Below are 13,101 nucleotides of genomic sequence, written 5' to 3' on the forward strand. Positions count from 1 at the left end.
TGCAACCGTGAAATATCGCTCGCGGCCTAAAAATACACCCGACTGCGGATGCTTGCCAATGATCAACCGCCGTACCGCGTGGGCTCGGAGAGCCCACCCTACGGTGCGCATCCGACCCGACTTAAAAGTCGCGCAGGTCCGCGACGGCCTCGCGCCCGAAATCCTCGGACAGCAATAAGGTCACCAGCTTGCGTGCGCACTCCTCGGGCGTGGCCAGCGCCCCTTCCTGCTTCATCTGCACGAAGCGTTCCTTCATCGGGAAATTCGCTTCCGGCGTGGCGCGGATCTCGGCCTGCATGCCGGTATCGATCACGCCCGGCGCCAGGCTGCAGCAGCGTACTGTTTCGTCGCCATCCTGCAGCACCGCTTCGGCATGGCGGTCGAGCGCGGCCTTGGTGGCGCAGTAGACGCTCCAGCCAGGATAGGCATTCCGGCCGGCGCCGCTCGAGACGTGCAGGATGCGCCGTTCGCCGCTGCTGTGCCGCACGACGGCGGCCGCCAGCGCCAGCGGCGCGGCCGCGTTCAGCGTCACGGCGCGCAGGACGGCCAGCGGGTCTTGCCCGGCCAGCGGACCGACTGGTGCGACGACGCCGGCATTGTTCACCAGCAGCGTGGTCCCGGCGTCCGCCAGCCAGTCGCGCAGCGCCCCACCCGTGACGAAAGCGGCCAGCGCCGCGCTGTCGGAGAGGTCGACGTCGATCTCGGTCAGCAAGCCCGAGGCGGCGCCGTCGGACCGGCTGCGCGCCAGGCCCAGCACTGGAATGCCGCGTTGGACCAGCTCGGCGGCGATGGCGGCGCCGAGACCCTTGGTGTGGCCGGTGACGATGGCTTTCATGCGGATCTCCTCCAGAATGGAAGCGCAAGCATACTCGATGGCGCGGCAGGCGCCCAACCCCTTGCAAACGGACACCGGAAGTAGATGAAATGCAACAATTCGCACGGGGACGCATGGCTCTTCAGTTACAATGCGATGCTGGTCCTCAGGGTAGAATGCGTCCGCCCTGTCCACCCCGCTTCGCCACTCAGCCAAACCGATGCCTATCGCACCTTCCATTGCGTCACTGAACAGCCCTTTCCGCGTCCTGCTGGTCGGCGCGCCGCCGTTTGCCGGCGCGCTGCGCGAGATGCTAGCCGGTGCGGATGACATCGAATTGGTGCTGACTGACGCCGCCCAGGTGCTGGAACAGGCGGCCAGCCTGTGCCCCATGGTGCTGGTACGTGCGCTGGGAGGACGCGAAGACTGCAGTGACTTTATCCGTGCCTGCCGCGCCCATCCCGTCCTCGGCTCCCTGCCCCTGCTGGTGCTGGCGCCGCATGCGGAGAATGCAGGGCGCGAGGCCGCCTTTGGCGCCGGGGCCAGCGATTACCTGGCCGAATTGCCGACCCAAACCGAATTGCTGGCGCGCCTGCACTACCACGCGCAAGCCGGGCAGGCGCTGCTCGAACGCGCGGACGCGCTGCGCCGCCTGGAGGAGACCCAGGCGCTGCTGGCCCGTGCCCAGGCCGAACTCGACCGGATCGATGGCGTCGACAGCCTGACCGGCATCCCCAACCGGCGCCGCTTCGACCAGGTGGCGCAGGGCGAATGGCAGCGCGCACGGCGCAACGGACAGCCGCTCTCCTTGCTGGTGTGCGACGTCGACAGCTTCGGCTATTTCAATCACCGCCTCGGGCGCGACGCGGGCGACCTGTGCCTGCGCAGGATGGCGGGCGTGCTGACAGGCCAGCTGAAACGCGCGTCCGACCTGGCCGTGCGCTACGACGGCAAGCAGTTCGCAATCCTGCTGCCCGACACCGGCCTGGACGGCGCCGTGCAGGTGGCCGAAGCCTGCCGTGCGGCGCTCGAGGGCCTGGCGCTGGCGCATCCGCTGCCGGAACGGCGCATCGTGACGATGTCGGTCGGGGTGGCGTCCACGCTGCCGTCGGAAGACGGCATGTTCGAGGCGATGCTGGCACGTGCCGGCGAAGCGGTGCAGGCGGCGAAGTCGCGTGGGCGGAATCGGGTCGTGGCCTTCCGCGCGTAGCGCCAGGCAGTTGTAGGGTGGACTCTGTCCACGCGGTACGGCGGTCATTCAGACGACGACAAGTGCAAATAACGTAGCCTCTGCATACGGCAACCAGGAACGCTGACGAACCTGCGGTGATGTGCGTTTCTGGATCGCAGCTTGTGTACCGCGTGGACGGCGTCCACCCTACAAAATCTATATGAACACCGGTTCCGGTTCCAGCTCGACGCCGAAGCGTTCGCGCACGTCGTGCTGGATCGCCAGCGCCAGCGCCTGCACCTCGGCTCCGGTCGCGCCGCCATTGTTCACCAGCACCAGCGCCTGCTTCGGATAGACGCCGGCCGCGCCCAGGCTCCGTCCTTTCCAGCCGCACTGGTCGATGAGCCAGCCCGCCGCCAGCTTTTCGCTGCCGTCCGGCTGGCGGTGATGCACCAGTCGCGGGAAGCGCGCCAGCAGCGCTGCGCATTGCTCCGCGGGCACCACCGGGTTCTTGAAGAAGCTGCCGGCATTGCCGATCTGCGCCGGGTCGGGCAGCTTGCGGCGGCGGATCGCCACCACGGTATCGCTGATCTGGCGCGGCGTCGGCGCCGCGATGCCGGCCGCCTCGACCGCCTGGGCCAGTTCGGCATAGCGCAGGTTCGGCTGCCAGGCGCGCGGCAGGGCGAAGGTGACGTCCAGCACCACCAGGCCGGCGCCCTCGGGGTGCTTGAAGATGCTGTCGCGGTAACCGAAGCGGCATTCGTCCGCGCCCAGGGTGCGCCTTGCGCCAGTGTTCAGGTCGTGGACGGTCAGCGAATGGAACACATCCTTGATTTCCAGGCCATAAGCCCCGATATTCTGAATGGGCGCGGCGCCCACGGTGCCGGGAATCAGCGACAGGTTTTCGAGGCCGCCCAGGCCCTGTTCGAGCGTGTAGTCGACGAAAGCATGCCAGTTTTCGCCGGCGCCGGCGCGCACCAGGATCTTGCCGTCCGCTTCGCCAATAAGCGCGCGGCCACTGATCGCCATGTGCAGCACCAGGGCTTCGATGTCGCGCGTGAGCAGCACGTTGCTGCCGCCGCCGAGGACAAAAGGAGGCAGGCTGGCCGGCTGCAAGGCGTCGAGTTGGGACGCGTCCGTCACGCGCAGGTAGTGGCGTGCGCGCGCCGCCAGGCCGAAGGTATTAAAGCCTTGCAGGGAAACGTCGTGTTCGATCGTGAGCTCTGTGGACATGGATTTCTGGTATTTAGCGGGACGGAAACCGGTCGATTATAGAACCATTGCAGGGGCGAGTCCGGCGCCGGCGGCGAAAACGGTCGTTCTATTCCAGCTTGTCCGTTAAAATACTGCCACTTATAAATGTGCAAGCCAAAGGAAACCACCATGCCATCGTTTGACGTGGTCTGCGAAGCAGACATGGTCGAAGTCAAGAACGCCGTCGAGCAATCGAACAAGGAAATCACCACCCGTTTCGATTTCAAGGGCAGCTCCGCCAAGGTCGAGCAAAAGGAAAAGGAATTGACGCTGTTCGCCGATTCCGATTTCCAGCTGAACCAGGTGTATGACGTGCTGGTCAACAAGATGACCAAGCGGAAGGTCGACGTGCGCTTCCTCGACGCGGAAAAAGTGGAAAAGATCGGCGGCGACAAGGTCAAGCAAGTCATCAAGGTGCGCAACGGCATCGAGACCGAGGACGCCAAGAAGATCACCAAGGCGATCAAGGAAAGCAAGATGAAGGTGCAGGCCAGCATCCAGGGCGAAACGGTGCGCGTCACCGGCGCCAAGCGCGACGACCTGCAGGCTGCGATGGCCCTGCTGCGCAAGGATATCCAGGACTTGCCGCTGGCGTTCAACAACTTCCGCGACTGAGCAACCGGCTGAGCGGACGACGGCCGAGCGGCGCGCACGCAACGCCCGGCGCGGATTCGTCCCGCCCCTCTCTGCGGGGCAGCGCACTCCTTGCGGCTTCCCTAAAATGCTTGGGGTAGAATTGAGGCTGCACAAACTCGCTCGTATCAGTCATTTCCTGTTTGAGCGGAAACAAGGCATAAAGCAACTGAGGTAGTCTAAGGATAGCAATGAAACGTGTTGATGATTTCCGCCTGCGTCTGGGCAATAAAGAATACGTGCCCATCATGATCGGCGGAATGGGCGTGGACATTTCCACCTCCGAGCTTGCGCTGGAAGCGGCGCGCCTGGGCGGCATCGGCCATATCTCGGATGCCATGGTGCAGGACGTCTCGGACCGCAAGTTCGACACGACCTTCGTCAAGGACAAGACCAAGCTCTACAAGTTCAACATCAACAACATGGACAAGGCGGTGGTGCAGTTCGACCTCGAACGCCTGGCCGAAGCGACGCGCCTGCACGTGGGCGCGACCATGGCGGCGAAGAAGGGCGATGGCCTGATCTTCGTGAACTGCATGGAAAAGCTGACCATGAACGCGCCCAAGGAAACCCTGCGCACGCGCCTGGCTTCGGCGCTGGACGCCGGCATCGACGGCATCACCATGTCGGCCGGCCTGCACCTCGGTTCCTTCGAGCTGATCAAGGACCATCCGCGCTTCCGCGAAGCCAAGCTGGGCATCATCGTGTCCTCGGTACGCGCGCTGCAGCTGTTCCTGCGCAAGGTGTCGAAGCTGAACCGCCCGCCCGATTTCATCATCGTCGAGGGCCCCCTCGCCGGCGGCCACCTTGGCTTCGGCTTCGACTGGAAGAACTACGACCTGCACCTGATCATCGACGAGATCCTTGCCTACATGCGCGCGGAAAACATCGACATTCCGCTGATCGCGGCCGGCGGCGTGTTCACCGGTTCCGACGCGGTGGCATTCCTGGAAAAAGGCGTGGGCGGCGTGCAGGTGGCGACCCGCTTCACCGTCACCCGCGAGTGCGGCATGCCCGACAGCGTCAAGCAGGAATATTTCCGCGCCAGCGAGGAAGACATCATCGTCAACGGCATTTCGCCGACCGGCTACCCGATGCGCATGCTGAAAAGCACGCCGGCGATCGGTTCCGGCATCCGTCCCGGCTGCGAATCCTATGGCTACCTGCTCGATGCCACCGGCAATTGCGCCTACATCAATTCGTACAACCGCGAAGTGCTGGCCAATCCGGACGTCAAGAACCCACCGGTGTTCGACAAGACCTGCCTGTGCACGCACATGCGCAACTACAATTGCTGGACCTGCGGGCACTACACCTATCGCCTGAAGGACACCACGCACAAGCTGGCCAATGGCGACTACCAGATCATGAGCGCCGAGCACGTGTTCAAGGATTACCAGTTCAGCGTCGACAACCAGATCGCGTTGCCGGAAAAACAGGAGACGGCGGCGGCCTGAAGCCCCTGCCCTGCGCAGATTGCAAAAAGCCACGCTCAGCCGTGGCTTTTTGTTTTGGAACAACCGCGACACGGGTTGGGGAACGGGTGTAGGCTGCACGGGTCCAACTGAGGATGCCATCCATTACAAGGCGCCCAGCATGACCACGCCCGTACCGACCGCCAACGCCGCCTTTCTCCTCGACGGGGCGGGCATCGTCATGAGCTGGAACGACGCTTGCGAAAAGCTGCTCGGTTTCACGGGCGGCACCATCATCGGCCAGCCGCTCGGCGCCTTGCTGGTCGGCACCACCCCTGAAGACCGCGGCGAACGCTGCCGCGGCCTGGCCGAAAACCGCGGGCATACCAATCGCGTCGTGCTGCGCCACGCCAACGCCAGCACGGTCAAGGCGGAACTGGCGCTGACGCCGCAAACCGGCGCCGACGGCGCGACGCACTTCTGGGTGGCCGCCATCGACAACGTCCACACCGACGCCACGCCCGACGCGGTCCTGGTCGGGCGCACGCCGCTCGCGGCCGTTGCCGATTTCCTGCCCGGTACCATCTACGCGCTCAACCGCGACAACCGGTTCGTGCTGTGGAACCGCAACCATGAGCGCATGACCGAACTGAGTTCCGACGAGATGGCGGCCACCAGCGCCCTCGAACTGTTCGACCTGCGGACCCGGCCGCTGATCGCCGACAGCATCCGCCGCGTGTTCGAGAACGGGGAGGAAGTCGCCATCGAGGCCGACGTGGTCGCACGCAGCGGCCGCGAAACGCCGATGCTGCTGTGCGGGGCACGGGTGGACTGCAACGGCGGGCAATACCTGTTCGGCATGGGGATCGACATTACCCGGCGCCGCCAGCAGGAACGCATGCTGCGCCTGCGCGAGCGCGCCCTGCACGCGGCCAGCAACGGCATCGTCATCACCGGCACCGACGGGCGCGACTGCCCGATCGAATACGTCAACCCCGCCTTCGAACGCATCACCGGCTACAGCGCCGAGGAGGTCATCGGACGCGACTCGCGCTTCATGGCCGCGCCCGGCCTGGACGCGAACGAGCGCTTCCAGCTGCGCGAAGCAATCGCCGCGCGCCGGCCCGTCAACGTGGTGCTGCGCAACCGGCGCAAGAACGGCGACCTGTTCTGGAACGACCTTTCCATCACTCCGGTCGAGGGTGAACATGGCGAGGGCACCCATTTCATCGGCGTCATCATGGACGTCACCGTGACCAAGCAGCGCACCGCCCATCTCGAGCACGAGGTCAACCACGACGCCCTGACCGGCCTGGCCAACCGCAACCTGCTGTGGGACCGGCTGGAACAGGCGCTGCACATGGCGCAGCGCCAGAAGGTGCTGGTCGGCATCCTGCTGATCGACCTGAACAATTTTAAAAGCATCAACGATACCTACGGCCACGAGGCCGGTGACGTGGTATTGAAGGTGGTCGCGCGGCGCCTGCAGGCCTCGGTGCGCGACAGCGACACGGTGGCGCGCCTGTCGGGCGACGAATTCGTGCTGGTGCTGGTCAACCAGCCGTCGCTGCGCTACACGCTGCGCATGATCGAGCGCCTGCGCCAGGGGCTGACCCAGCCGGTGTCGTTCATGCACAATGAAATCGAAGTCGGCGCCAGCCTCGGGGTCGCCGTCTATCCGCACGACGGCCTGACCTCGGTCGACCTGGTGCGCTCGGCCGACGTCGCCATGTACCACGCCAAGGCCACCGGCCGCAACGAGGTGTATTTCTTTTCGAACGACATGAAATCGACCACCGAAGCGCGCCAGCGCCTCGACGCCTGCATGTCGCACGCCATCGAACGGGGCGAACTGTTCATGCTGTACCAGCCCTGCATCGATGCGCGCAGCGATCGGGTCACCTGTTTCGAAGCCCTGCTGCGCTGGCGCCATCCCGAGCACGGCGTGCTGCTGCCGTCGGCCTTCCTGGCCGAAGCCGAAGAAAACGGCCGCATCGTCGAATTCGGCGCCTGGGTGCTCGACCAGGCCTGCGCCTTCCTCAGCGACCTCAAGAAACTGGGCGTGAACGACGTGCCGGTCACGGTCAACGTGTCGGCGCGCGAATACGGCCAGCACGATTTCGTGGCCAACATCGCGTCGCGCCTGGTCGCCTACGGCCTGACGCCGGGCAGCCTGCAGATCGAGCTGCGCGAGGAAACCGTGATGCGCAACCCGGGTCAGGTGCGCGACCTGGCGACCCAGCTACGCGCGCTCGGCCTGACGCTGTCGATCGACGAATTCGGCCAGGGCATGACCGACCTCGGCTTCCTGCGCGAACTGTCCGTCAGTCAGCTGAAACTGTCGAAACAATCGGTCCACGCAATCGCCGCCGACGAACCCGACGGCGACGGCAGCACCATGGCGCGCACGCTGATCGATATCGGGCACAACCTCAGGATGCAGGTGATCGGCGAGGCGGTGGAAACGCGGGCGCAGCGCGAGTTTTTGACGATGCACGGATGCGAGGCGCTGCAGGGGGTGCTGCTGTCGGAGCCGGTGACGGTGGAGGCGGCGCGGGACCTCGTGCGCGATCGCATGCCGGCGTAAAAGGGGCTGTTGCCTGTTGTGTTATCGGTCTGCTTGATCCGCGTGGGCGGAGCCCACCCTACAGTCACCGCTAACGGCGAATTCATACGAGACCCGGATACGTAGCGTGTCCCGTAAGAGGTTGTGAAAAAATCGTCAGGGCAAGGGATACGGCCGCCCGGCGCGCCACCGAAGACAGTACGTGGGTACGGCAAGGCGGCGCAACGCCGCCATGGCGATTTTTTCACAACCTCGTAGGGTGGGCTCCGCCCACGCGGATTCAGCACACAGCGAACGGGACAGGCAACAGTCCCACCCTGCTCGCCCAACGCTTCAACCTTCGCTGGTAATCCGCTGAATCAGCGCGCCGAGCACATCCTCCGCCATCGCATTGTCCACCTGGCAGGTCCCCGCATTCTCGTGCCCGCCGCCACCATATTCCAGCATCAGCGCGCCGATGTTGGTCTTCGAGGTCCGGTTCAGGATCGATTTGCCGGTCGCGAACACGGTGTTCTGGTTTTTCAGGCCCCACAGCACGTGGATCGAGATGTTCGTTTCGGGGAACAGGGCGTAGATGATGAAACGGTTGCCGGCGAAGATGGTGGCTTCCTCGCGCAGGTCGAGCACGACCAGGTTGCCGTGCACGCGCGCGCAGCGGCGGATCTGTTCCTTGCACAGGTTGCTGTGCTCGAAATACAGCCTGGTGCGTTCCTGCACGTCCGGCAGCGCCATGATCTCGTCGATCGAATGGTTGCAGCAAGCCTCGATCAGTTCCATCATCAGCTGGTAGTTCGAGATGCGGAAGTCGCGGAAGCGGCCCAGGCCGGTGCGCGCATCCATCAGGAAGTTCAGCAGGTTCCAGCCGGCCGGCTCGAGCACTTCTTCGCGCGAAAAACGTGCGCTGTCGGCCTTGTCGACGGCGGCCATCATGTCGTGCCAGGCCAGCGGGAACACCTTGTCGCCGCCGTAGTGGTCCCAGACCACGCGCGCCGCCGAGGGGGCGTCGGGCTGGATCACGTGGTTGTTGCGCAGGCCGGTGTTGCGAATCGTCTCCGACAGGTGGTGGTCGAACGCCAGGTGGGCGCCCGCCACATACGGCAGGTTGGTCGTGATGTCGCGGCTGCTGATCGCCACTTTCCCGTCCTGCATGTCCTTCGGGTGGACGAACAGGATCTCGTCGATCAGGTCGAGGTGCTTGAGCAGGACGGCGCACACCAGGCCATCGAAATCGCTGCGGGTAACGAGACGGAATTTATTCGGAACATCAGGGGTTGGCGCGGCGGACATCGGCGGATCCTTTCGTCGAAAGAGCATAGGGATGGCTTTTATCATACCGCGCAATGTTTCCTATTGTCAGGTTTTATGGACGCTTTTGGCGGCGGACAAACGGCCCCGGCGGCGCGATATGCATTCCACGCCCCGCATCGTGCAGGCTGTCGCAAAGCGCATGCAGCGGGGCGACCGGCGGGGTAAAGTTGCAGCATTCCAACAATCCGGGGCTTCCCCGCCACACCGGCATGCTATTTGAACAAGGCGGATGGGCACCGGGCGGCAGGGACGCGGTACACTCGCTGCGCCCACGAATCGACGACAAGACCTGACATGCAAGCGCGCAGCTCGACCCATCACTATTTTTCCGGCATCCTGTCGTCGCTCTACCGCGCCTTCGATGCCGTCGCCACCTGGGTGACCCAGCTGTCGTGGTGGAAGTTCTTCCTGTTCGCCGCGCTGACCCTGATCGCCGGCGCCATCCTGCAGGAAGAACTGTTTTCCGGCGGCGAGGTCGAGATTGCCGCGGCCGAGCGCGCCGCGCGGCGCGACCAGACCAGCATCGTCATCGACGACAGCGGCATCCGTTTCAATCCGCGCAACAAACCAAAGCCGCCCGAAGCGCCTCCGCTGCCGCCGGCGGCGCCCGGCATGCCGGCAACGCCCGCCACGCCGGCGGCGCCCGACCTGGCCTTGCCGAAAGGCGCCAACCCCGGCAGCGATGCGGTCCACATCGAACTGCCGCCGCAGATTGCCGAAGAGTTGTCGGTGGCGATCGAAGGCGCCGTCGACGATGCGGCCGAAGCGAAGGTGTCGCGTTATCACAAACAGGCCTCGACCTGGTTCAACAGCTTCGTGTTCCTGCTGGTGCTGGCGCTGTTCGGCATCAAGGCGCTGATGGGCGGCAAGAAGCGCGCCGAGCAGCAGACGCAAAGCGCGAATGCCGCCGCCGAGCGCGAATCGATGCAGCGCCAGCTGTCGGAAGCGAGGATGCAGATGATGCAGGCCCAAGTCGAGCCGCATTTCCTGTTCAACACGCTCGCTTCGGTCGAGCACCTGATCGAAACCAATCCGCCGCGCGCCTCGGCCATGCAGCGCAGCCTGATCCTCTACCTGCGCGCGGTGCTGCCGCAGATGCGCGACAACAACCTGGTGACCAATCTCGGGCGCGAAGTCGACATGGTGACCGCCTACCTCGACCTGCTCAAAATGCGCATGGAAGAGCGCCTGACGGTCGACATGCGCATCCCCGACAACCTGCGCAGCGCCGCCTTTCCGCCGATGATGCTGCAGTCGATGGTCGAAAACGCGATCAAGCACGGCCTCGAATGCAAGCCCGAAGGCGGCACCCTGAAAGTCGTTGCCGACGTCGCCGCCGACAAGCTGCGCGTGACCGTCACCGACGACGGCGTCGGCTTCGGCGTGGTGCCCAGCACCGGCACCGGCCTCGGTTTGCCGACCATCCGCGAACGCCTGCGCCTGCTGCACGGCGACGGCGGCCAGTTGCATATCGCGGCCAACAGCCCGAGCGGCGTGATCGCGATGGTCGAGGTGCCCTACACGACCGCGCAACCCGTACCGAAGCCGGCCTCCAGACACTAATCGATGGCTTGCCTGCTGCGCCGTTTCGTTGAATAATTGTCACTCTCTCTTTCCGCCAGGACCACGACCATGCCGACCGCGATTATTGCCGATGATGAAAGACTGATGCGCGACCAGCTGCGCATGCGCCTGGAACAGGTGTGGCCGGAACTGCAGATCGTGGGCGAAGCGAAGAATGGCGAAGAAGCCGTCGAACTGGTGAGTCAGTGCAAGCCCGACCTGACCTTCCTCGACATCCGCATGCCCGGCAAGACCGGCATGGAAGCGGCGCGCGAAATTGGCGACCGCAGCCAGATCGTGTTCGTCACCGCCTACGACCAGTATGCGGTCGAAGCCTTCGAACAGGGCGCGGTCGATTACGTGCTGAAGCCGTCCGAACCAGAGCGCCTGAAGGTGACGGTCGAACGTTTGAAAGCGCGCCTGGGCAAGCCCGGCGCCGTGGTCAACGACAGCGTCACCGCGATGCTGTCGCAGCTGGCGGAAAAGATCGCGGCACCCAAGCCGAAGCACCTGCAATGGATCCAGGCCAGCATCGGCCAGGATCTGCGCATGATCCCGGTCGAGGACATCCTGTTCTTCCGCTCCGACGAAAAATACACCTGCGTGCAGACCGCGAGCTTCGAAGCCCTGATCAGGAAGCCCGTGCGCGACCTGGCCGACGAACTCGACCCTGCCCTGTTCTGGCAGATCCACCGCGCTACGCTGGTGAACGTGAACGCCATCGAAGGCGTCACGCGCGACATCCGCGGGCGCCACCTGGTGCTGGTCAAGGGGCGGCCGGAGAAGCTGGAAGTAAGCAGGAGCTTCCTGCATTTGTTCAAGCAGATGTAAGGCTGGCTCGACCTGTTAGCCGCTGCCACGTGGCACCTATGGAAATTGTTAATGGCCGTGCACCGTAGGGTGGGCCGGGCCACGAAAGGCACTTGTGCCCACGCGGTGCGGCACATGCATGTCGAAATATTGCTGAGACCCGGTTGCGCGAACCGGGATGGATGTTTTCAACCATCGCGGTATGCACCGGTACGACAGCGTGGGCGCGAGTGCCCACCCTACGGTTCCGGTTATAACGCCTTTGTCCCCGCTCAACCGTAGCGCCTTCCGCCCGCCGTATCGTAGCGTTTGGTCCGCCTTCGCGGACGTTACCGCAGGCACATATCCACATGAAACGACAGCGCAGTGCCCATTCGCGCGGGCGTGGCTTGGCGATGCTTGCGCTCGGCTTCCTTGGCGGGCGCCTGCTGGCCAGGACCGGGACTAACGGGTCCAACGGGTCCAACAGCGCCGACGATGGCGAAGGCGCCGCCGATGCGCCGGCACGCCATAGCCGGCGCATCGTCCACAATGCGGGCGAAGCGATCATCGCCGCCGACGACAGCAGCCGCATCGTGTTGGCCAATCCGACGGCGGCGCGCATGTTCGGGGTGGCGGTGCAAGAGATGGAAGGCAGTCCGCTGGCGCGCTTCATCCGCGCGCCGCAGGCGATGGACGCCAAACCGCTCGAGTATTTCCAGGCCGATGGCCGCGCCGGCCGGCGCGGCACCGACTATGCCGGCACCGGCCTGCGCGCGAACGGCGAGCGCTTCGCCATCGAAGGCTCGATCGTCGACACCCGCCACAACGGCAGCACCGTCTACACCATCATCCTGCGCGACGTGTCCGAGCGCCAGCGCGTGCAGCGCAAGCTGGCCCGTTCGCACGACCAGCTGCGCCAGCTGTCGTCGGCGCTGCAAACCATCCGCGAGGAAGAGCGCACCCACATCGCACGCGAACTGCACGACGACCTCGGCCAGCTGCTCGCCTCGCTGCGCATGGACCTGAGCCTGCTGACCGAGGCCTGCGGCGGCACGCCCGAAGCGCTGCGCCTGATCGGCGGCATGGACGGCAACCTGCTCACTGCGATCACCTCGCTGCGCCGCATCGCCACCAACCTGCGCCCGCGCGCGCTCGACGAAGGCGGCCTGTATTTCGCCCTGCAGGGGCTGCGCGACGATTTCGTCGAACGCCACGGCATTGCCTGCGACTTGCTGGCCGACGAAAACGAACTGCGCCTCGACGACCAGGCCAGCACCGCGATCTTTCGCATCGTGCAGGAAGCGCTGACCAACATCGCCCGCCATGCCCACGCCACGCGGGTGACGATGAACCTGTACCGCCTCAACGGCGAACTGCTGGTGACGATTCGCGACGATGGCCGCGGCATCCGCGAGGCCGATATGGAAAAGGCCGAATCGCTGGGCCTGGTGGGCATGCGCGAACGGGTCTGGGCGCTGAACGGCGAAATCACCATCAGCGCCGACGAAGCGCCCGGCACGCGCATCGACATCGTGCTGCCCGTAAAAGACCACACGGTCTGACCGCTGTCGTATCAAGCTGTCAT

Annotated in this window: 10 protein-coding genes; 7 read left to right on the plus strand and 3 right to left on the minus strand. The window is 64.8% G+C overall.

The window, feature by feature from the left end:
- Positions 1–121 precede the first annotated feature (121 nt).
- Entirely contained in the window at positions 122–835 is a 714-nt protein-coding gene (locus tag AC56LG_RS01065; protein ID WP_497164290.1) for an SDR family oxidoreductase, read from the minus strand.
- Positions 836–1,034: 199 nt separating this feature from the next.
- Here AC56LG_RS01065 and AC56LG_RS01070 point away from each other — a divergent pair, with 199 nt between their 5' ends.
- Positions 1,035–2,024 (plus strand): diguanylate cyclase domain-containing protein, encoded by a 990-nt coding sequence (locus AC56LG_RS01070; protein ID WP_497164291.1) that lies wholly within the window; start codon positions 1,035–1,037, stop codon positions 2,022–2,024.
- Between the two features lie 177 nt (positions 2,025–2,201).
- Here AC56LG_RS01070 and murB read toward each other — a convergent pair whose 3' ends face one another.
- Complete coding sequence (gene murB / locus AC56LG_RS01075) at positions 2,202–3,218, minus strand: UDP-N-acetylmuramate dehydrogenase (protein WP_497164292.1); 1,017 nt, start codon at positions 3,216–3,218, stop codon at positions 2,202–2,204.
- Between the two features lie 150 nt (positions 3,219–3,368).
- On the opposite strand from murB, the gene AC56LG_RS01080 reads away from it, so the two are divergent.
- The 3 genes from AC56LG_RS01080 to AC56LG_RS01090 all read left to right on the plus strand — a co-directional run bounded on the left by AC56LG_RS01080 (position 3,369) and on the right by AC56LG_RS01090 (position 7,874).
- Positions 3,369–3,854, plus strand: a complete 486-nt coding sequence (locus AC56LG_RS01080) for a YajQ family cyclic di-GMP-binding protein (RefSeq protein WP_192056093.1) — start codon at positions 3,369–3,371, stop codon at positions 3,852–3,854.
- Positions 3,855–4,063: 209 nt separating this feature from the next.
- Positions 4,064–5,329: a nitronate monooxygenase gene (locus AC56LG_RS01085; protein ID WP_497164293.1), complete on the plus strand. Its 1,266-nt coding sequence runs from the start codon at positions 4,064–4,066 to the stop codon at positions 5,327–5,329.
- A gap of 139 nt (positions 5,330–5,468) precedes the next feature.
- On the plus strand, positions 5,469–7,874 hold the full coding sequence (locus tag AC56LG_RS01090) for a putative bifunctional diguanylate cyclase/phosphodiesterase (RefSeq protein WP_497164294.1): 2,406 nt from the start codon (positions 5,469–5,471) through the stop codon (positions 7,872–7,874).
- Between the two features lie 312 nt (positions 7,875–8,186).
- Here AC56LG_RS01090 and AC56LG_RS01095 read toward each other — a convergent pair whose 3' ends face one another.
- Positions 8,187–9,140 carry an exopolyphosphatase gene (locus tag AC56LG_RS01095; RefSeq protein WP_497164295.1) on the minus strand — a complete coding sequence of 318 codons (954 nt, stop codon included), beginning with the start codon at positions 9,138–9,140 and terminating at the stop codon, positions 8,187–8,189.
- 315 nt (positions 9,141–9,455) lie between these two features.
- On the opposite strand from AC56LG_RS01095, the gene AC56LG_RS01100 reads away from it, so the two are divergent.
- From AC56LG_RS01100 to AC56LG_RS01110, 3 genes are all read left to right on the plus strand, one after another.
- Complete coding sequence (locus AC56LG_RS01100) at positions 9,456–10,724, plus strand: sensor histidine kinase (protein WP_497164296.1); 1,269 nt, start codon at positions 9,456–9,458, stop codon at positions 10,722–10,724.
- Positions 10,725–10,793: 69 nt separating this feature from the next.
- Positions 10,794–11,555 (plus strand): LytR/AlgR family response regulator transcription factor, encoded by a 762-nt coding sequence (locus AC56LG_RS01105; protein WP_497164297.1) that lies wholly within the window; start codon positions 10,794–10,796, stop codon positions 11,553–11,555.
- 329 nt (positions 11,556–11,884) lie between these two features.
- Positions 11,885–13,078: a PAS domain-containing sensor histidine kinase gene (locus AC56LG_RS01110; protein ID WP_497164298.1), complete on the plus strand. Its 1,194-nt coding sequence runs from the start codon at positions 11,885–11,887 to the stop codon at positions 13,076–13,078.
- Positions 13,079–13,101 lie beyond the last annotated feature (23 nt).

It is taken from the genome of Telluria sp. ZB2R32, assembly GCF_059685715.1.